The organism is Hymenobacter lucidus (assembly GCF_020447265.1).
Taxonomy (GTDB): Bacteria; Bacteroidota; Bacteroidia; order Cytophagales; family Hymenobacteraceae; genus Hymenobacter; species Hymenobacter lucidus.
The window spans coordinates 493,547-511,999 of the sequence record NZ_JAJADR010000002.1 but is presented as its reverse complement, the minus strand read 5'-3'; the positions used below and the strand labels follow the sequence as shown (position 1 = coordinate 511,999).

The window sequence follows — 18,453 nt, the reverse complement described above, 5'->3', positions numbered from 1 at the left end:
GATAAAGAGGGGGTAGGGAGCCGGCAGTAACACGCAAAAAGGTCCGCGCCGGGCATGGCATAGCCATTCCAGCGCGAACCTTACGAGTTGCGGGTACTCAGATTACCAGGGAACCAATAAAGATTCGCAGGTCGGGAATTTTAGGTTTGAGGTGCTCAGGCGGCACCAGCACCACGGCTTGCTGCCGTTCCCAGGCCTGAAACGGCCGGAACAGCAAGATCTGCGCCGGGGGCAGGGCCAGCACGGCCGGCGCGCTATGGCCGCCCAGCAGCTTGAGTAGCGGGGTGAGGCCGGTGAGTTGCTGGTCATCATCACCCGTGCAGGCATGGTGCCCGTGGTGGGGATTGGACGAGTGCTGAGCTACCGGGGCGTGGTGGTCTTGTTCGTGGTCATCGTCCTGGTTGTCGTCATGGTCATCATCGTGGTGGTGATGCGCCTGGGGCATACTCGGCAGGTGCAGATGTACGGCTGCCGAGTAGCGTAGCAACTGCGCCAGCGCGGCCACCGGCCCCAACAGCGCGCTCAGGAAGACGACCAGCAGGGTCGTCGCCGTCAGGCGGAGGATGGAGCGGTGGAATCGAAACATAAGCCGGGGTAGAGCAGCAAAGGTAAAACTGTCCGGGAACTTCGCTTTCCCTTGTGAGTCGGTGCTTGTACGTAGGCCCGACCAGAGCAGCCAGGTGCTCCGCCGGTATTTGCCAGAGGTATGCCCCGGTAGTACATCCTTCTTTCCGCGGGCTTTGTTGGCTACGCAGTAGCAGGTACATAGTGTGTCCAATATACCGTCCGTAATGATGGGCTCCAAGATGACTACCGCCATCGACCTGAGCTCGTGGGCCGCCTTTGCTGGCTGCAGAACAGCGCGCCCTCATTGCCGGCAACTACCATGCTGGCGCACGAAGTCAACCCGTTTAGCAGAGCTCTACGGACTCACGCGCTGAAAGTGGTGGCCATACACAGCCACATGCCCTTCAACCAGCTACGCATACTCTTGCTGCACTGCTACAGTCTGCGCCGCCTGGTTGGTATGCCTGCGGGGCCTAGGAACGGCGGTATGAGATAAATCAGGCAGCTAGGAAATTTTCGACATGGACCATCGGAATCGAGAGGCGGAACTTGCTTCGGCATCTCACTCACGTTCCGCGCCTCGATTATGGACCTCACTCTGCTCATACTCACCGACTTTTTCCAGGCCGCCGACCGGGCCCTAGCCTACGCCAGTAATCTGGCCGGGCCATTAGGTGCCCAGCAAGTGCTGCTGAATGTATCCCGCGACTCGGTGCTGGACCCCGAACTATTTACTGGTCATCTGTCGAAACAGAGTCGGGCGGCGGCCAAGGCGCTACACAGTCTGGCTGACAATCTACCGGGGCCCGTGACGACGGAAGTAGGGCACGGCCGGGTGGCTTACGCCGTGGCCGATGCCATACGTCGTCACCAGCCGGCCCTGGTTGTGCTGGGCCGCTCCAACACAGAGGACACGCCCGACGAACTGGTGAGCACCACCGCCCTGGACCTGTTGCGCACCGCGCCCCAGCCCATGCTGGTGGTGCCTTACACCGTGCAGGCGGCCCGCCCACCGCGGCGGGTGCTGCTGGCCGTAGATGGCGAGGATTTCTCTCTGGGAGAGCACACCAGCCCCATGCGGCACCTGCTCAATGGGCTGCGCGCCAAGGTAACCGTGCTGCACCTCACGCAGGAAGAAAAGGTGGAGGAAGCAGAAGCTGAACTACTGAAGATTGTCCGCCGACTGGAGTTGACCAGTGGCTTAACCGAGCCCGTCCGCATCCTCAGCCGTGCCGCTCCCGACGCGGCCGAAGCCATTATAAGCGCCGCGCAGCCCACCAATTTTGATCTGGTGATTGTCATTGCCCGGCCGCGCAGCTTCCTGGGGCAGCTGTTTCACCGCAGCGTAACGGCCCAGGTGCTGCTGCATAGCGCCGTGCCGGTGTTGGTATTGCCCGCCCAGGAGTAGGCCCTTCCTTTCCACGGCAGCCGGTAGTGAATGACCACGCGTTTCCTCAACCCCTTACCAGAATGGAGTATCATATTGCCTCGGTGGCCGATACCGCCCGCGCCCTTGGCACCACGCCCGCCGGGCTGGACGCCGCCACGGCGCAGCAGCGGCTGGTGGAGCACGGCAAAAACGAGCTGGCCGATACTAAAAAGAAGACTGTTGGGCAACTGCTGCTCAATCAGTTCACGGATGTGATGATCCTGGTATTACTCACCGCGGCGGTTATTTCCGGGCTGGTAGGTGAGGCCAAGTCCGCCTACATCATTATCGCCATTGTCCTGCTCAATGCTCTGGTGGGGTTTCTGCAGGAGTACCGGGCCAGCAAGGCCCTGGAAGCCCTGCAGAAGATGGCCGCCCACCAGGCCCAGGTGCTGCGCGCGGGGCAGCCGCTCAAGGTTGCCGCCGCCGACCTAGTGCCCGGCGACGTGGTAGTGCTGGAAGCGGGCAACATCATCCCGGCCGATGTGCGCTTCGTGGATACCCACGCCTTGAAAGTCGATGAGTCGTCGTTGACGGGGGAAGCTACCAACGTGGAGAAAAGTCCGGATGCGCTACCCGCGGGTGCTTACCCGCTCGGTGACCGGGCGAACCTGGGCTACAAAGGCACGTTTGTAACCAACGGGCGGGCCACGGCCTACGTGGTAGCCACCGGCCAGCACACCGAGCTGGGTAAGATTGCGGCCCTGTTGCAAACCGCGGAAACGGCCACGCCCCTGCAGAAACGACTGGCCACTTTCGGCAAACGGTTGGCCGCCGGGGCCCTGGGCATCTGTGCGCTCTTCTTCCTGGCGGGCTGGCTGCGCGGCGAGCCGCTGCTGAACCTGCTGCTTGTAGCCATTTCCCTGGCCGTGGCAGCTATTCCGGAGGCCCTGCCGGCGGTAGTCACCGTGGCCCTGGCTCTGGGTGCCAAGCGACTGGTGCGCAGCCACGCCCTTATCCGTAAGCTGCCCGCCGTCGAAACGCTGGGCTCGGTCACCTACATCTGCACCGACAAAACCGGCACGCTCACGCTCAACAAGATGACCGTGCTCGACCTGTATGAGCCGGCTGCCGCTACGCCGCTGCTAGCGGAAGGCAACGGACTGCTGACGGCCATGGCCCTGAACCACGACGTAACCCGCGACGCGCAGGGCCAGTGGCTGGGCGACTCCACCGAGGTAGCCCTGGCCCAATATGCCGCCGATAAACAGTACGAGCGTACTGCGCTGGATGCCCGCTTTCCGCGCATCGGCGAGCTGCCTTTCGACTCGCAGCGCATGTGCATGAGCACGCTGCACCAAACCAGCCAGGGCGTGCTGTGCGTCACGAAGGGCGCGATGGGCGCTTTGTTCAAGCAGCTCCAGGACCCTAGCCAAATACCCTACCTGCAGCGGCGCGTAGATGCCATGGCGGCCCAGGGCTACCGGGTGCTGGGCTACGCGGCCAAGCTCCTGCCCGCGCTGCCCGCTACCCTTGACCCCGCCACGGTGGAATCCGGGCTTACTTTCCTCGGCTTTGCCAGTCTGATGGACCCGCCCCGCGACGAGGCCCGGCAGGCTGTGGCCGAATGCCGGGCCGCCGGCATTATCCCCGTCATGATTACCGGCGACCATAAGCTGACGGCCAAAGCCATTGCCGAAAGTCTGGGCATTCTTACCTCGGCCGAAGAGCTAGTGCTGACCGGCCCGGAGCTGGCGGCCTTGGATGAGCCGGCCTTTGCTGCCCTCGTGGAGCGGGTGCGGGTGTACGCCCGCGTCGACCCGGCCCAGAAGCTGCGCATCATTCGTGCGCTGCAGGCCCGCCACCACTTTGTGGCCATGACCGGCGACGGCGTGAACGATGCGCCAGCGCTTAAAAACGCCGATATCGGCATTGCCATGGGTATCAACGGGACGGAAGTAGCCAAGGAGGCCGCCCACCTGATTCTGCTCGACGACAACTTTGCTACCATCGTGCAGGCCGTGCGGCACGGCCGCCGCATCTACGCCAACATTCTCAAGTTTATCCGCTACATCCTGTCCGGCAACGCGGGCGAAATCTGGGCCATCTTCCTGGCCCCGTTTTTCGGCCTGCCGATTCCCTTGCTGGCCATTCACATTCTGTGGGTTAACCTCATCAGTGACGGTCTGCCCGGTCTGGCGCTGGCCTACGAGCCGGCCGAGGCCAACACCATGCAGCGTCCGCCCATCAACCCCCGGCAGACCATTTTCGCCGACGGACTGGGCTGGTTTATCCTCTGGGTGGGCCTCTTGATTGGAGCTCTCACCCTGGGCACCCAGGCCTGGTCCCTGCGCAGCGGCGTGGCCCACTGGCAAACGATGACGTTTACCGTGCTCTGCCTCAGCCAGCTAGGCAACGTGCTGGCCATTCGCTCGGGCCGGGAATCGGTGTTTACCGTGGGCCTGCTCTCCAACAAACCCCTGCTCGGCGCGGTGGCCCTCACCGTGGCCTTGCAGCTGCTGGTCATCTACACGCCTTTCGGCAACGACTTATTCAGCACCCAGCCCCTGAGCTGGCGGGAATTGGGCATCACCCTGGCCATTTCCAGCGTGGTCTTCTGGGCCGTCGAGCTGCAAAAGCTTGTCAGCCGGCGTAGGAGCCAACCGGTGGTGACGCTCCCAGCCGTTATGGCTGGGGTGGCTTTGCCAATAAAAGCAGCCGTTTAAAATGGCCACGCCTGGGCTCGGTTTGACCTAGCGGGGGGCGGCGTACTTTGCGGCCGTCAGCCGTGAAAACCAGCGTGCGGCTGACGCTGCTTTCGCAGATGGCTGTTTCGTAGGTGATTACGTGTGTGCGGGCATTCACAAACCGGGCGGCCAGGCATACTTGCCGACTGGGGTAATAAGTAACCAGCGTGCGACGCACCGAAGCGGGCAGAGCGCTGAGCGACAGGGGCCGGCCGGTGGATTCCACGTCGCCGGTGGCGGTGAAGCGGGCAAATTGCTGGCCGGCGCCCTGGCTAAAGCTGACCTGGTAGAGCCCCTGCGTGCGGCGCCACTGCACCTGGGTGGCCAGCGGATACTGCTGTTGCAGGGCTACGAAGGCCAGCGGCGGCACCTGGGTGGGGCTCAGCAGCTGGGCTTGGCCGGGGCGGGCCAGCAGCAGCGCGGCGCCTAGCAAAAGGAGCGATTATCTGGTAAAGCACTAGCTTTGGTCTATGCCTAAGGAAATGTGTAAGTGCGGTCAATTCCTAGATATGGGTGCTATTCCCAATCCGAGTGAATGGCTGTTGATCTCAGATGTCGAATACGACCGCGACGCCGGGCAGGTAGACGCCGACACGCTCTATTCCAACATGAAGTCAATGCTGGTGTGCCCCCACTGTGGCCGCTTACTGGTGTACTGGCAAGGCTTTGGTGAAAAGTATACCGCCTATCGCTTGGAAGAATAGACCTATCCTGAACGGTTCAGCAAACCGGTGGTTTAAGCAAAGTAAGGTGTTCGAAAAAGAACTCTTTTCCGAACACTTTCAGCACCTAGTTGGAGACCCCGAAAAACAGCATTTTTGGGGCCTTTTATCGGCAAGTAATCCGAACACCTTACCTTGCGTAAACCACGGTTTCTTGCTGTTGCTTGTTTTGCTTGCGGCGGAACGCTCCGTCGCCTCCGAACCAGAGCCAGCGCAGAATCTGCTCCATGCGCGGCAAATGGCCTTCCAACTCGTGCCGGTACTCCTCCAAGCCGCAGGGCGATGTGCCAGGGGCAAGGGCCCCCAAGCCGACCTCTTTACCTGATAGCCCGGATAGTGTGGTTGCCATAGTCGGCCACATATACCAAGCCCGCCGCGTCCACGGCCACGACGGCGGGTCTATTGAAGCGGGCGGCTGCGCCCGTGCCGTCGAGGCTACCCGTACTGCCCGCCGTGCCGGCCAGCGTGCTCACCTCTGCTATGGTCGAACCATTGGCATCAGGCACCCGTCCAGTGGTCAGGTTCACCCAGGCGATGCCGTTATAGTAGTAGATGCCCTGGGTACCGTCGGTCTGGTACACCAGCAGGTCGGCCACGGGGCTGGCAATGGCAGCACGTTGGCTGGCCGTGAGGCGCGGGGGAAGCAAACCCTGGCTGGTACTGCTCACCTTGAGCGCGGCCGAGGTGGTGGGGGTAGTGGTGCCGATACCCACTGAACCGCCGGTTTGGGCCTGGGCCAGGAAGGGCAGGGTCAGCAGCAGTAGCACGCGGCCCCAGCGGGTGAAGAAGTTGGTCATACGCAAGCAATAAGCCCCGCAGCCTACCTAGCCAAGAGTAACGCAAGGTCGGCATAAAAACCATGTGGCACCATCGCATCAACCGATGGTGCCACTACCCAGCTTGCCCACGCCTGAACCGAAAATTTAGCGCTACCGCAGCAGGTGGCACAAAGTGCAGGGACGCTGGTATAAATTTTATCACCTGCCAGGTCGTAAGCGGCCCTTGCCGCAGGCAGATAAGGGTGCGAAAACGAAGCAAATCGGATAAATATGCCACTGAAACTGCCACTGACTAAATAAAAAAGGCCCTCACGATACTGTGAGGGCCTTTTTGGTGGTCGCGCTAGGAATCGAACCTAGATCAAGAGCTTCGGAAACTCTTATACTATCCGTTGTACGACGCGACCAATTCGAAGCAGATATGGGGCAAAAGTAGAGAGAAAAATACGCCCTGCCAAACCCAATCCGCATTTGTAAGTATCGCTGAGCGCAAAATCCTGATGCTGGCTGGCACAACCAAATAGGCTATTTGTCAGTTAAGACAGATACACAACCGATTACCCGCTAACCTAACACCTACCATGAAAAAGAACCTATATACGGCCGATGCCACGGCCACCGGCGGCCGTAGTGGCCACGTGCGCTCCTCCGACAGCGTTATTGATCTGAATATGTCGGTTCCGGAGGGCTTGGGTGGCAAGAAAGGAGCTACCAACCCCGAGCAACTTTTCGCCGCTGGCTATGCCTCTTGCTTTCAGCAGGCGCTGATTGTTATTGCCAATCGGGAAAACCAGACGCTTGACCCGGCCAGCACGGTGCAGTGCTCGGTAACCTTGTTTCAGGAAGGCGAGGGCTATGGCCTGAGCGCAGTGCTGGATGTGGATCTGAAGGGCATGGACCTGCAGACGGCTACCGACATAGTCAACAAGGCACACCAGATATGTCCTTACTCCGTGGGCACGCGCGGCAACATGGAAGTAGAGCTGAAAATAGCTGGACAGCCTGCTGCCGTAGCTGCCGATAACGCATAAGCCCAGCTCAGTAAGCCACAAAAAAGCCCCTGCTGATTTTCAGCAGGGGCTTTTTTATACGTCAGAAAGTCTCCAATTCAATAGGAGCGTCCACCTTCCTGAGATACCAGCTTGGTGGCTTCACCGCCCAAGAACTCCATCGGGCGCGGGTAGAACGTTGTTACCGAGTTAGTGTAACGCATGCGGCGAATGGGTGTGTCGCGCTGAAATACGGTAGGGCACTTGGCGCCCATGGGCACCAGCATCACCCCGCTGGGCTGGGTTTTGACGCCAAACCGGTTGTCAATTACGGTGTCGAAATAGTAGAGGTAGGGACCAACCCAGTTGAAATAGGTCTTGGCCCGGGTATTCGAGGCCGTTTCAATACGCAGCCGCGGGTCATTGGTGGCCAAAGCCTTCTGCAGCTCAATTACGTTGATCGGCTCGTTGTCCAGCAGGGGTACGGCGTCCCACTGGCCATCCAGCATGGCCCATTTCTGCTGGTCGCGCAGCCACACTTCCGTAACGGCATGGCCGGCACCTTCGCGACGGGTTTCGGCATCGGCCGTTTTGAGATACACCGCCCGCGCCGGCATGCCCATTGCCGTGAGGGCACCGCTGAGTACAATACTATATTCAATGCACTGAAAGTTGCTGCCCAGGTCGGCTTCTTTCAGAATCGACAGCGGGTCGGGCTTTTTGGCGCGTACGTGCCCATCGTGCACCCACCGGTTGTGCACCCAAGTGCAAAGCGTGCGGGCTTTTTCGAGGTCCGTAGTTTTGCCGGCCACAATATCGTTTAGCGCGTAGTTTTCCCGCAACGTCACCAGGTAGGGCTCATCGGCAGAGCTGTACTGAAACACGCAGGGCATAGGGTCGGGAGCAAGAGCAAACTCGAGGGGCTGGTCGGGGAGGGGCGACAAAAGCTGGGCCGCCGTAATGTAGGTGCTGCTTAGAACTGCAAACAGTGCAAATCCTGCAATTGCCTTATGAACCATGAGTAAATGTTTTGAGCAAGTAGGCAGTAGGTAAGAGAGTGGGAGAGGAAAGCTTGTAACGTGAATTAACTTCTTAGGTTTCTACAATACTATGTTGCAAGAATGATAATAATTCGTTATTAACTTGGCTATATCGTAGCACAAACCACATGATTATGTAGCATAAAAAAGTCCGCTCGAATTATCGAGCGGACTTTTTTCATTTCCGGCTAAGGAAATGAAGGTTGTCTAGGCCTGCTGCGAAGCCAGCACTTCCTTCACTTTCTGAGCGGCATCTTTCAGCAACACGGCCGAGAATACCTTCAGGCCGCTTTCGTCGATGATGCGGGCACCTTCCTCAGCATTGGTACCCTGCAAGCGCACGATGATGGGTACTTTGATGTCGCCGATGTTCTTGTAAGCTTCCACTACACCGTTGGCTACCCGGTCGCAACGCACGATACCGCCGAAGATGTTGATCAGGATGGCCTTCACGTTCGGGTCCTTCAGGATGATGCGGAAACCGGCTTCTACGGTCTGGGCATTGGCTCCACCCCCTACGTCGAGGAAGTTGGCCGGCTCGCCGCCGCTGAGCTTGATGATATCCATGGTAGCCATGGCCAGGCCGGCACCGTTCACCATGCAGCCCACGTTGCCGTCGAGCTTCACATAGTTCAGGTTCGAGGCCGAGGCTTCTACTTCCAACGGGTCTTCCTCGTTGGTGTCGCGCAGGGCTACGAAATCCTTGTGGCGGTACAGCGCGTTTTCGTCGAGGCTTACCTTGGCGTCAACAGCCAGGATTTTGTTGTCCGACGTCTTCAGCACAGGGTTGATTTCGAACATCGAGGAGTCGGTTTCGTCGTAGGCTTTGTACAGGGCCGTTACGAATTTCACCATCTCTTTGAAGGCCTCACCCTCAACGCCCAGGTTGAAGGCAATTTTGCGGGCCTGGAAGCCCTGCAGACCCACGCGCGGGTCGATAATTTCCTTGTGGATTTTCTCGGGGTGCGCCTCGGCTACTTCCTCAATGTCCATACCACCCTCAGTGGTGTAGATGATGACGTTTTTGCCGGAAGTACGGTCGAGCAGCACGCTCATGTAGTATTCCTTGGGCTCGGAAGCGCCGGGGTAGTACACGTCCTGGGCGATGAGCACCTTGTTGACCTTGCGGCCTTCGGCACCGGTTTGCTTGGTAACGAGCTGCATGCCGATGATCTGGCCGGCAATGTCTTTTACCTGCTCCAGGTTTTTGGCGAGTTTCACCCCGCCCCCTTTGCCGCGGCCACCCGCATGGATCTGGGCCTTAATCACATACCAGCTGGTGCCGGTTTGCTCAGTCAGCTTTTGGGCCGCCTCAACAGCTTCTTCAGCCGTGTCGGCCACGATGCCTTCCTGGATACGGACGCCGTAGCTTTTGAGGATTTCTTTACCCTGATACTCGTGAATGTTCATAGAGGGTCAGTTCAATGGGGGTTGACGGGGTGGTGTTCTACTAGGCCACGAAAGTAGGCATTATTCGCTGTCATTGCGAGTGACAGGAAGTAATCCGCCGGTTCGGACTTGAAAATCGTCTTTTTAACCCGCTGCCCGGCGGTTTGTTGGCAGTGTGAGCTTGGTAGTTCGCGTGGCGAAACGACAATCTTGCTGATACGCGCGCTATAGTTGCGCGCTGTTACTGCCCAAACCACTGGGCCATTACCTGCTCGGCAGGCTTGTGCTGGGGGGTGAAGTCGGCGTGGCGGCGGGCCGGGCCATCGGGTGCCAGGCCGGGGTACCATTTCCAGATGAAAAGGCCCTTAAACCAGCGCCGGGGCCAGAATGTCTCAAACAGCGCGGCGTAGCAGGCCGCCTGGGTCTGCTCGTCGGGCGTGATGAAAACGGCCGTGCGGTCGGGCCATTTCCAGGGCTCCACGGCGGCATCGGCGGTGTTTTTGTAGCCGGCCTCGGTAAACACCACCGGCTTCCGGAATTTCTTCTGCACCCGCTCAATGGCCGCACGGTACGGCTGCCAGGCCGCTAGCAACTCGGCTTTAGCGGGGCTGGCGTTTTTGCTCAGCGGGAAATACGCCTGAATGCCGATGAAGTCCAGCGCGTCCCAGAACCGGATTTGCTCAAACTCGCCGCTCCAGTTGGCTGCGTACGTCAGGGGGCCGTGGTACACCTGGCGCACCTCTTTAATAAGAGTGCGCCATTCCTGCTCGTGGCCCACCGTCTTTTCCAGCTCAGTACCGATGCAGAAGCCGCCCAGGTGGTTTTCCTCGGCCAGCCGTGCGTAGTGCAGAATAAAGGTAGAGTAGGCGGCAAACCAGGCCTGCCAATCGGCGGCACTCTGCATCTCGATGCTGCCGGGCCAGGCCCCGGGGCCACGCACCCAGAGGTGGGGCTTGAGTAGCGTCTGAATACCGCGCTTCTGGGCCAGCTGCGCCGTATGCACAATGCCATAGTCGGTTTCGCCCCAGTAGCCGCCGCGGCTGCGGCGCCGGGTGCCGGCCCCAGTGTGGAGCTGCACGGCGGGCTGAGTAGCATCGGTTTGCCAGCCAAACGGCGTTTGGACCAGCCACGTGACGTGGGCGCGGGTGAGGGGCTCTAGGTCAGCATCCGTTACGGAGTCGCCGGCTACCCAGCTCACGCCCCGAAACCGGCCATCGGCCAGCAGCTCGGACAGAGGGCGGGTCGGGGCAGTAACGGGTGGGAGCGGGGCCGGGGAGTGGGGCCATTGCCACCAGGCTGCGGCCACGGCCAGCAGCAGGCCCAGCGCGGCGGCGGGCCACACCCAGAGCCAGTGGCGCGAGGCAAAAGGAGCAACCATAGCGGGCGAGGCGCGAAGTGAGCGAAAAAGAAAATGGCTGTAGAAGCGGCACTGCCAGCGTTTTATCCGTAGCAGGGCCGTAAGCTGACGGCCAAACCGATGCTAATCTGCATTCGAAACCCGACAACTCCCTACATTCCGTAGATTTGTTTTTAATACGCGCTCATTCAATTCTGCTTTCCCTTGCTGCAGGCCATCAACGTTCGAAAGAAATACAACACGCTGGAAGTGCTCCGGGGCATCGATCTGACGATTGAGAAATCGGAAATCGTGTCCATCGTCGGCTCCTCGGGAGCTGGCAAAAGCACGCTGCTGCACATTCTGGGCACCCTCGACAATCCCGATTCGGGCGAGGTGCTCTTTGATGGAACCTCGGTAAACTCGCTGAGCCGCTCTAATCTGGCCAAGTTCCGCAACCGCCATATCGGCTTCATTTTCCAGTTTCACAACCTGCTGCCCGAGTTTACGGCCCTCGAAAACGTGTGCTTGCCGGCTTATCTGGCTGGCCGCTCGGAAAAGGAAACCCGGGTTCGGGCCCGCGAATTGCTCGGGATGCTGAACCTGGAGCGCCGCGCCGACCACAAGCCCTCCGAAATGAGCGGTGGCGAGCAGCAACGCACGGCCGTAGCCCGGGCCCTAATTAACTCGCCCGAAATCATCTTTGCCGACGAGCCCAGCGGCAACCTCGACTCCCAGAACGCCCAGGAACTGCACCAGATTTTCTTTCTGCTGCGCAAAGAACTGGGCCAGACCTTCGTGATTGTAACCCACAACGATCAGCTGGCCGAAATGGCCGACCGTAAGATTACAATGAAGGACGGCAACATCTGGGAAGGCTAATGCAACCCGCTGGGTAACCGGCTCATAATAATATCGTTAGAAGCTCTGCTGGACGTCGGTTCGGCAGAGCTTTTTTGTGGCCCTGGTTTTGGCAGGTGCTGCCTTAGTGTGTCGACTAAATAATTTAGCATAAGTTGGCCGGGCCAGGAACACATAGTATATGGCTTGCGTTTACTATTGTGCTAACGAGGTTGGAATGTGTGTATTTGAAAATACTTTGTAAGTATTTGATAATCAACAATAAAATTTACTAAAAAAGTGGTTGATTTTTGCACCAAAAACAGCGTACTTTAGTTTAGTAATAGAACAACAGAACGTACTACAGGACACTTATGGAAACCGCCATGAACGAAGCCACCAAAGCCCCTAAAACCCAGGTCAACAAGACCAAAATCGAGAGCTACGACATTTCGCGCTCCGATGAGACGTTGCACTTGGCCACGGACCTGGCCAAGTTCATCAAGGAGAATAAGCTTAGCACCACGGTGCAGGGCAAAGAGTTTGTGAACGTGGAAGGCTGGCAGTATGCCGGTGCGCGCCTGGGCATCGTGCCCATCGTGGACCACGTTATCAATGTGAGCACCGAAACTGAAATAAAGTATCAGGCCAAAGTGACGCTCTTCGACATGAAGTCGGGGCACACGGTGGGCGCGGGCTTTGCCATCTGCTCGAATAAGGAGCAGGGCAAGAAGTTTTACCAGGAGTTTGCTATCATGAGCATGGCTCAGACGCGCGCTATTGGTAAGGCTTACCGCAACATCCTGGCCTGGATTATCCGGGCGGCGGGCTACGAGCCCACCCCGGCTGAGGAAATGGAATACGGTGGCAACACGGCCGATGCGAAGGTGGTTGCCGCTCCTTCTGCTCCTCAGGAAGCTCCCGCCCCGGCAGTAGCTGCGGCCATGAAGGCCGTGCCTGCTGAGCCTGCTCAGGAAGCTGCCGCGCCGGCAGTAGCCTACGCTACGGCGTCGCAGAAAGAGGAAATCATTCGCTTGCTCAACCATCCGGTGATTACCCGTCAGGAAAAGACCAAGATGCTCTTGAACATCAACCGTCTGGATGAGGAGCGCGCCAACTCGGCTATTGCCAAGCTGAAAAAGGCTATCGACGACCGTGAAAACGGCGAGTCGGCTGCCGCCTAAGAGTTTATTCTTAGCTTATCTTTATTCGAAAGCCCGGTTCCATTTGGAACCGGGCTTTTTTGTGTCTGGCTGGTTCGGAATGAGGCGTGAGGCGACAGCGAGTACCCGTACTTCCGTTTCCCGCCCGGTGGCGCTACCTTCGCCTAATTACGCTACCATATTCTTACGCTTTGTCACAGCTGCCTACCGACGATATTCTGCTGGTGTTGCGCCAAACTTGGGGCCACACGGCATTTCGCCCCATGCAGGAAGATATTATCCGCTCGGTGCTGGCCGGGCAGGATACGCTGGCTTTGCTGCCCACCGGCGGCGGCAAGAGCATCTGCTTTCAGGTGCCGGCCCTGGCCCGCCCCGGCCTGTGCCTGGTTGTCTCGCCGCTGATTGCCCTGATGAAAGACCAGGTGGAAAACCTGCGCAAGCGCGGCATCAAGGCCGAAGCGGTGTACGCGGGCATGAGCCACACCGAAATCGACCAGACGCTGGACAACTGCGTGTACGGGCCGGTGAAGTTTCTCTACGTAAGCCCCGAGCGGCTGCTGACGGACATGTTTCAGGCCCGGGTGAAGAAGATGCGGGTGAGTTTGCTGGCCGTGGACGAGGCGCACTGCCTCTCGCAGTGGGGCTATGATTTCCGGCCGCCCTACCTGCGCATTGCTGAGCTGCGCGAAATGCTGCCCGACGTGCCCTGCATTGCCCTCACGGCCACCGCCACCGAGCAGGTGCGCCAGGACATTGTGGAAAAACTGCATTTTGGCCCTAACCACCGCGTTTTTCAGCAGAGCTTTGCCCGACCCAACCTGTCGTACTCGGTGCTGGCTACTGAAGACAAGCTCAAGCGGCTGCAGGAAGTGGTGCACGGCGTGGGAGCCGAGAAAACCAGCATCGTGTATGCCCGCACCCGCCGCCAAACTGAGGATACGGCGGCCTTTCTGCAGCAGGCCGGGGTGAAGGCCGCGCCCTACCACGCGGGCCTGCCCAGTGAGCAGCGCACCCGCACCCAGCAGGACTGGATGGCAAACCGCACCCGCTGCATCGTGGCCACCAACGCCTTTGGCATGGGCATCGACAAGCCCGACGTGCGCCTGGTAGTGCACCTCGACGCGCCCGATAATCTGGAAGCGTATTACCAGGAAGCCGGCCGGGCCGGGCGGGACGAGAAGTATGCCTTTGCTGTGCTGTTGCAGGGGCCTAACGATGCCGACGAACTGCGCCGGCGCACTCAGCAGGCCTTTCCGCCCCTCGATACCGTGCGGCGCGTGTACCAGGCGCTGGCTAACTTCTCGCGCACGGCCGTGGGCGGTGGCGAACTGGTGGCCTTCGACTTCGATCTGCAGCAATTTGCCGAAACCTACCGCATCAAGGCCCTGGACGCGCACAACAGCCTGCGGACCCTGGAGCGGGAAGGCTTCGTGCAGGTGAATGAAGCCGTGAACAACCCGGCTCGGGTGCACATTCCCATCGACCACACCGACCTGTACCGGTTTCAGGTGGCCAATGCCCAGCACGACCAGCTCATCAAAAGCCTGCTGCGCTTCAACGGTGGCGAATTGTTCGTGGGCTTCCAGCGAATTTCAGAAAACAGCCTGGCCCAGCACTTGAAAAAGAGCGTGCTGGACGTGCGCAAAATGCTCGTGTTTCTGCACCGCTCGGGCATTATTCAGTACCAGCCCAAGCACGAGTCGCCCCAGGCGCTGTTTACCACGGGCCGCCACGACGCAGCTAAGCTGCCACTGGACCAGAAGCGGCTCAACCAGGCCCGGGAGCTGGCCGTGCACAAAACTGAATCGGTAATCCGCTACGCCGACGGGGGGCGCTGCCGCCAGCAACTGCTGCTGGAGTACTTCGGCGAGCTGGATGCCGCACCCTGCAAAGTGTGCGACTATTGCCTGGCCCAGAAGAAAGCCCAACAGCCTGCCGCTCCGGTAGCTGGACTGCGCGAGCAGCTGCTGCGGATTCTAAAGGCCACCCCCCAAACGCCCCGCGAGGTGCTGGCCCATTTCGCGCCCGGGCAGTCTACGGCCGTTACCGAGCAGCTGCGGGAATTGGTGGAGCTGGGCGAGCTGCGCTACGCACCGGATGGGCGGCTGGGGTAGCGCACGAAAAAGCCGCCCCGGCTACCCTTGGTTTCAGGGGCAGCTGGGGCGGCTTTTTCATCGACAGACTTGCTGCGGCTACTTCTTCAGCAACTTGAGCAGTTCCTCGGCGGCCGGCTCCGAGGAGGCCGGGTTCTGGCCCGTAATCAGGTTGCCTTCCGTTACCACGTAGGGGACCCAGTCGGCGCCTTTGGAGTAATTGCCGCCGGTTGACTTCAGCATGTCTTCCACCAAGAAAGGCACGACGTCGGTGAGCTGCACGGCCTCTTCCTCGGTGTTGGTGAAGCCTGCTACCTTTTTGCCTTTCACCAGCGGCTCGCCGTTAGCGGCTTTTACGTGGCGCAGTACGCCGGGCGCGTGGCACACTGCCGCTACGGGCTTGCCGGCGGCGTAGAAGCTCTCAATCAGTGCAATAGACTTTTTGTCTTCGGCCAAATCCCACAGCGGACCGTGGCCGCCGGGGTAAAATACCGCGTCGTAGTCGGCGGCCGAAACCGTGGCGAGCTGCACCGTGTTGGCCAGGGCTTGCTGAGCCGCAGGGTCGGCTTTGAAGCGCTTGGTGGCGTCGGTCTGGGCGCTGGGGTCGTCGCTCTTCGGATCGAGGGGCGGTTGGCCACCGGCGGGCGAGGCCAGCGTCAGGGTTGCGCCGGCATCTTTGAAAACGTAGTAGGGAGCCGCAAATTCCTCCAGCCAGAAGCCGGTTTTGTGCCCGGTGTTGCCCAGCTGGTCGTGGGAGGTCAATACCATCAATATGTTCATCGTAGTCGAAATTAAGGTGAAAAAAGGCTGGAAACTTAGGCTAGCAGCCGGTAAAAGGTGGTTTTACGCTCGGCCAGTAGCGGCACTATCTGGCCCAGCACAATGCGCTTAAAGTCGGCTGTTTCGCGGTGCGCTATTTGCGCGTCCTGGTTCACATACTGCTCATAGATGAAGAAGCGCGCCGGCTCGTCAACCGCCTGGTGAGCTGTATATACCAGGTTGCCGGGCTCGTTGGCCCGTACGGCCGCTGCCGCTTCCAGCAACAGCTGGCGCACGGTTTCTACGTGGTCGGGTTGCACCAGCCACTCGGCCGCTACGCAATAAATGTCCGCTTGATTGGTCATGATAGGTGTTTTAGTGGGTTTGGGATAAGCTGCCTGAACGTCCTGTCGAGCCTTAGCGAGACATCTCGCGTGTCATGGGGAACAGATTACTCTAGCAACCTCAGCACGCAAGATGCCTCGGCAAGCTCGGAATGACGTGCTACTTTGTTTCCTGCGCAGCTTGGCTAGCTGACTTTTACCAGGGCCTTGCCAGTATTCTCGCCCTTGAACAGGCCCAGAAATGCCGCCGGAATCTGGTTGAAGCCTTCCGTAATGGTTTCCTCGGTTTGCAGCTTGCCCTGACCATACCACTCGGTAAGCTTTTGCACACCCTCGGGCCAGCGGCTGAGGTAGTCGCTTACGATAAAGCCTTGTAGCTTGCTGCTGGTTTTGAGCAGTTTGCCCTCCGGCCGCGGCCCCACGGGCGTTTCGGTGTCGTTATAGCTTGAAATCTGGCCGCAGAGCGCAATACGGGCGTGCTTGTTGAGCAAATCATACACCGCGTCGGTGATGGGGCCGCCCACGTTGTCGAAGTAGCAGTCGACACCCGCGGGGGCGGCGGCGGCCAGGGCTTCGGCAATGTTGGCGGTTTTGTAGTTGATGGCCTCGTCGAAGCCCAGCTGCCGCAGGTAGGCCACTTTCTCGTCGGAGCCGGCCGTGCCAATCACCCGAGCCCCCTGAATCTTGGCCAGCTGGCCCACAATCATGCCCACGGCCCCGGCCGCACCCGACACTACCACGGTTTCACCCGCTTTGGGCTGGCAGATATCGAGCAGACCGAAATAAGCCGTGAGGCCCGGCATGCCCAGCAAGCCCAGGAAGTAGCTCACCGGCGCCTTGTCGGCCGGTATGCGGTTCAGGCCTTTGCCATCCGACAGAATGAATTCCTGCCAGGGCAAGTTGCCGACTACCACGCTGCCCACCGGCAAAGCTTCATTCTGGCTTTCAATAACTTCGGCCACCACGCCGCCCGCAATAGGCTCGCCCACCACGAAGGGCGGCACGTAGGATTTGCCCTCGTTCATGCGGCCCCGCATGTAGGGGTCGACGGATACGTAGCGGGTTTTGAGCAGCACCTGGCCCGCGGCGGGAACAGCCAGATCCAGGGTGTCGAACTGAAACTGCTCGGCGGTAGGCAACCCCTGGGGGCGGCTGGCTAAGCGGATAACGTTGGTTTTCATAGCGGAAAAGGGAGAAAAGTGCAGCAACAAAAACGCCAGTCGGCCGGCACTTGCGCTGGCTGACTGGCGTGCAAAAAGAAACCTACGCGTTAGTCGTAGTCGTCAGGTTTACTTCAATGTTGCCTTTGGTAGCGCGCGAGTAGGGGCAAATGCCATGGGCGGCTTCTACCAGCTGCTCGGCCTGGCCCTGCTCCACACCGGGAATGTTCACGTGCAGGTCAGCCGAAATGCCGTAGCCACCGTCTTCTGCCTTGCCAAAGCCGATGAAGGCTTCCACCGTCACGCCATTCAGCTTCACTTGGGCCTGGCGGGCAGCTACGCCCAACGCGCCTTCGAAGCAGGCGGCATAGCCGGCGGCAAACAGCTGCTCGGGGTTGGTAGCGCCGGCTTTGCCGGGGCCACCCATTTCCTTCGGCGTGCTCAGGTCCACGGTCAGTACGTTGTTGTCGGTTGTAACTTGGCCGTCGCGGCCACCTTTGGCTTTGGCCTGAGCCGTGAAGATTTTTTCGATTTTCATCGGAGGAACAGAAAAAAGTTAGATAAAAAAGGCTTTCCTGGTCAGGTAAGCCGGGTTAGAAGTGTATTCAACTGGGTGCGCAGCTGCTCAAACTCGGTCACTGACATGCCCATATGCCCCAACAATTGCTCGGGGATGTGGCAGGCGGCCTTTTGCAGTTCCCGGCCGGCGGGCAAGAGGCCGATAATCACCGACCGTTCGTCGCGCGGGTCGCGGCGGCGGCTCAGCCACTGCTTTTGTTCCATGCGCTTGAGCAAGGGCGTGAGGGTGCCCGAGTCGAGAAGCAGCTTTTCGCCCAGCTCTTTCACCGTCAGCTCCTCATGCTCCCACAGCAGCAAAAACACCAGGTACTGCGGGTAAGTCAGGTCGAGAGCCTGCAGGTAAGGCTGGTAGGCCTTGGTTAGCATCCGCGACACGGCATACAGCGGAAAGCACAGCTGGTTTTCCAGCTTCAGCAGGTCTTCGGGAGAATGTTGGCTCGTGTTTTCCATTGTGTTGTGCAAGTATAACGGAGTTTGGTTGTGCAATGTTTAGTTGTGTGCAATTAAATATTGCATGTTTAGGCTAATAGGTTCACTGTGAGTGCTTAGTAAATGAAAAATAAAACGCCGGCCATCT

19 protein-coding genes and 1 tRNA gene are annotated in these 18,453 nt (G+C 59.4%); 8 read left to right on the top strand and 12 right to left on the bottom strand.

What is annotated here, in order from left to right; translation table 11 throughout:
- Positions 1–97 precede the first annotated feature (97 nt).
- Entirely contained in the window at positions 98–586 is a 489-nt protein-coding gene (locus LGH74_RS08915; RefSeq protein ID WP_226174769.1) for a hypothetical protein, read from the bottom strand.
- 300 nt (positions 587–886) lie between these two features.
- Between LGH74_RS08915 and LGH74_RS25200 the strand changes: the two genes are divergently transcribed.
- The 3 genes from LGH74_RS25200 to LGH74_RS08900 all read left to right on the top strand — a co-directional run bounded on the left by LGH74_RS25200 (position 887) and on the right by LGH74_RS08900 (position 4,662).
- Positions 887–1,063 carry a DUF1259 domain-containing protein gene (locus tag LGH74_RS25200; protein ID WP_226174768.1) on the top strand — a complete coding sequence of 59 codons (177 nt, stop codon included), beginning with the start codon at positions 887–889 and terminating at the stop codon, positions 1,061–1,063.
- Between the two features lie 90 nt (positions 1,064–1,153).
- Complete coding sequence (locus tag LGH74_RS08905; RefSeq protein WP_226174766.1) at positions 1,154–1,975, top strand: universal stress protein; 822 nt, start codon at positions 1,154–1,156, stop codon at positions 1,973–1,975.
- A gap of 62 nt (positions 1,976–2,037) precedes the next feature.
- Positions 2,038–4,662: a cation-translocating P-type ATPase gene (locus LGH74_RS08900; protein WP_226174764.1), complete on the top strand. Its 2,625-nt coding sequence runs from the start codon at positions 2,038–2,040 to the stop codon at positions 4,660–4,662.
- Here LGH74_RS08900 and LGH74_RS08895 read toward each other — a convergent pair.
- Entirely contained in the window at positions 4,622–5,116 is a 495-nt protein-coding gene (locus tag LGH74_RS08895) for a hypothetical protein (RefSeq protein WP_226174762.1), read from the bottom strand. The two genes, LGH74_RS08900 and LGH74_RS08895, sit on opposite strands and share 41 nt — an antisense overlap.
- A gap of 37 nt (positions 5,117–5,153) precedes the next feature.
- Here LGH74_RS08895 and LGH74_RS08890 point away from each other — a divergent pair, with 37 nt between their 5' ends.
- On the top strand, positions 5,154–5,387 hold the full coding sequence (locus LGH74_RS08890; protein ID WP_489146035.1) for a hypothetical protein: 234 nt from the start codon (positions 5,154–5,156) through the stop codon (positions 5,385–5,387).
- Between the two features lie 335 nt (positions 5,388–5,722).
- Here the strand turns inward: LGH74_RS08890 and LGH74_RS08885 are convergent, their stop codons facing one another.
- On the bottom strand, positions 5,723–6,202 hold the full coding sequence (locus LGH74_RS08885; RefSeq protein ID WP_226174759.1) for a hypothetical protein: 480 nt from the start codon (positions 6,200–6,202) through the stop codon (positions 5,723–5,725).
- A 314-nt stretch (positions 6,203–6,516) separates the two neighbouring features.
- Positions 6,517–6,591, bottom strand: a tRNA-Arg gene (locus LGH74_RS08880).
- Positions 6,592–6,765: 174 nt separating this feature from the next.
- Here LGH74_RS08880 and LGH74_RS08875 point away from each other — a divergent pair.
- The gene (locus LGH74_RS08875) at positions 6,766–7,215 is read left to right on the top strand and encodes an organic hydroperoxide resistance protein (protein ID WP_226174757.1); all 450 of its coding nucleotides are present in this window, start codon (positions 6,766–6,768) and stop codon (positions 7,213–7,215) included.
- Between the two features lie 77 nt (positions 7,216–7,292).
- Here LGH74_RS08875 and LGH74_RS08870 read toward each other — a convergent pair whose 3' ends face one another.
- The 3 genes from LGH74_RS08870 to LGH74_RS08860 all read right to left on the bottom strand — a co-directional run bounded on the left by LGH74_RS08870 (position 7,293) and on the right by LGH74_RS08860 (position 10,980).
- Positions 7,293–8,192: a transglutaminase-like domain-containing protein gene (locus LGH74_RS08870; protein WP_226174755.1), complete on the bottom strand. Its 900-nt coding sequence runs from the start codon at positions 8,190–8,192 to the stop codon at positions 7,293–7,295.
- Between the two features lie 228 nt (positions 8,193–8,420).
- Positions 8,421–9,623, bottom strand: a complete 1,203-nt coding sequence (sucC, locus tag LGH74_RS08865) for an ADP-forming succinate--CoA ligase subunit beta (RefSeq protein ID WP_226174753.1) — start codon at positions 9,621–9,623, stop codon at positions 8,421–8,423.
- Positions 9,624–9,843: 220 nt separating this feature from the next.
- Complete coding sequence (locus LGH74_RS08860) at positions 9,844–10,980, bottom strand: glycoside hydrolase family 113 (protein WP_226174751.1); 1,137 nt, start codon at positions 10,978–10,980, stop codon at positions 9,844–9,846.
- A gap of 183 nt (positions 10,981–11,163) precedes the next feature.
- On the opposite strand from LGH74_RS08860, the gene LGH74_RS08855 reads away from it, so the two are divergent.
- From LGH74_RS08855 to LGH74_RS08845, 3 genes are all read left to right on the top strand, one after another.
- A complete protein-coding gene (locus LGH74_RS08855) occupies positions 11,164–11,820 on the top strand; it encodes an ABC transporter ATP-binding protein (protein ID WP_226174749.1) in 657 nt (218 codons plus the stop codon).
- 332 nt (positions 11,821–12,152) lie between these two features.
- Positions 12,153–12,962, top strand: coding sequence for a hypothetical protein (locus LGH74_RS08850; RefSeq protein WP_226174747.1), 810 nt, complete (start codon positions 12,153–12,155; stop codon positions 12,960–12,962).
- A 170-nt stretch (positions 12,963–13,132) separates the two neighbouring features.
- Positions 13,133–15,055, top strand: coding sequence for a RecQ family ATP-dependent DNA helicase (locus LGH74_RS08845; protein WP_226174745.1), 1,923 nt, complete (start codon positions 13,133–13,135; stop codon positions 15,053–15,055).
- A 78-nt stretch (positions 15,056–15,133) separates the two neighbouring features.
- Here the strand turns inward: LGH74_RS08845 and LGH74_RS08840 are convergent, their stop codons facing one another.
- From LGH74_RS08840 to LGH74_RS08820, 5 genes are all read right to left on the bottom strand, one after another.
- Entirely contained in the window at positions 15,134–15,814 is a 681-nt protein-coding gene (locus tag LGH74_RS08840) for a type 1 glutamine amidotransferase domain-containing protein (RefSeq protein ID WP_226174743.1), read from the bottom strand.
- Positions 15,815–15,849: 35 nt separating this feature from the next.
- Positions 15,850–16,158, bottom strand: a complete 309-nt coding sequence (locus LGH74_RS08835; RefSeq protein ID WP_226174741.1) for a putative quinol monooxygenase — start codon at positions 16,156–16,158, stop codon at positions 15,850–15,852.
- Between the two features lie 164 nt (positions 16,159–16,322).
- The gene (locus tag LGH74_RS08830; protein ID WP_226174739.1) at positions 16,323–17,318 is read right to left on the bottom strand and encodes an NADP-dependent oxidoreductase; all 996 of its coding nucleotides are present in this window, start codon (positions 17,316–17,318) and stop codon (positions 16,323–16,325) included.
- 82 nt (positions 17,319–17,400) lie between these two features.
- Positions 17,401–17,835, bottom strand: a complete 435-nt coding sequence (locus LGH74_RS08825) for an organic hydroperoxide resistance protein (protein WP_226174737.1) — start codon at positions 17,833–17,835, stop codon at positions 17,401–17,403.
- Between the two features lie 41 nt (positions 17,836–17,876).
- Positions 17,877–18,326 carry a MarR family winged helix-turn-helix transcriptional regulator gene (locus LGH74_RS08820; RefSeq protein ID WP_226174735.1) on the bottom strand — a complete coding sequence of 150 codons (450 nt, stop codon included), beginning with the start codon at positions 18,324–18,326 and terminating at the stop codon, positions 17,877–17,879.
- Positions 18,327–18,453 lie beyond the last annotated feature (127 nt).

Bases quoted from the DNA above. Each gene is read 5' to 3' on its own strand.
- LGH74_RS08915 (WP_226174769.1), bottom strand. From the start codon at position 586: ATGTTTCGATTCCACCGCTCCATCCTCCGCCTGACGGCGACGACCCTG.
- LGH74_RS25200 (WP_226174768.1), top strand. From the start codon at position 887: ATGCTGGCGCACGAAGTCAACCCGTTTAGCAGAGCTCTACGGACTCAC.
- LGH74_RS08905 (WP_226174766.1), top strand. From the start codon at position 1,154: ATGGACCTCACTCTGCTCATACTCACCGACTTTTTCCAGGCCGCCGAC.
- LGH74_RS08900 (WP_226174764.1), top strand. From the start codon at position 2,038: ATGGAGTATCATATTGCCTCGGTGGCCGATACCGCCCGCGCCCTTGGC.
- LGH74_RS08890 (WP_489146035.1), top strand. From the start codon at position 5,154: ATGCCTAAGGAAATGTGTAAGTGCGGTCAATTCCTAGATATGGGTGCT.
- LGH74_RS08885 (WP_226174759.1), bottom strand. From the start codon at position 6,202: ATGACCAACTTCTTCACCCGCTGGGGCCGCGTGCTACTGCTGCTGACC.
- LGH74_RS08875 (WP_226174757.1), top strand. From the start codon at position 6,766: ATGAAAAAGAACCTATATACGGCCGATGCCACGGCCACCGGCGGCCGT.
- LGH74_RS08870 (WP_226174755.1), bottom strand. From the start codon at position 8,192: ATGGTTCATAAGGCAATTGCAGGATTTGCACTGTTTGCAGTTCTAAGC.
- sucC (WP_226174753.1), bottom strand. From the start codon at position 9,623: ATGAACATTCACGAGTATCAGGGTAAAGAAATCCTCAAAAGCTACGGC.
- LGH74_RS08860 (WP_226174751.1), bottom strand. From the start codon at position 10,980: ATGGTTGCTCCTTTTGCCTCGCGCCACTGGCTCTGGGTGTGGCCCGCC.
- LGH74_RS08850 (WP_226174747.1), top strand. From the start codon at position 12,153: ATGGAAACCGCCATGAACGAAGCCACCAAAGCCCCTAAAACCCAGGTC.
- LGH74_RS08840 (WP_226174743.1), bottom strand. From the start codon at position 15,814: ATGAACATATTGATGGTATTGACCTCCCACGACCAGCTGGGCAACACC.
- LGH74_RS08835 (WP_226174741.1), bottom strand. From the start codon at position 16,158: ATGACCAATCAAGCGGACATTTATTGCGTAGCGGCCGAGTGGCTGGTG.
- LGH74_RS08830 (WP_226174739.1), bottom strand. From the start codon at position 17,318: ATGAAAACCAACGTTATCCGCTTAGCCAGCCGCCCCCAGGGGTTGCCT.
- LGH74_RS08825 (WP_226174737.1), bottom strand. From the start codon at position 17,835: ATGAAAATCGAAAAAATCTTCACGGCTCAGGCCAAAGCCAAAGGTGGC.
- LGH74_RS08820 (WP_226174735.1), bottom strand. From the start codon at position 18,326: ATGGAAAACACGAGCCAACATTCTCCCGAAGACCTGCTGAAGCTGGAA.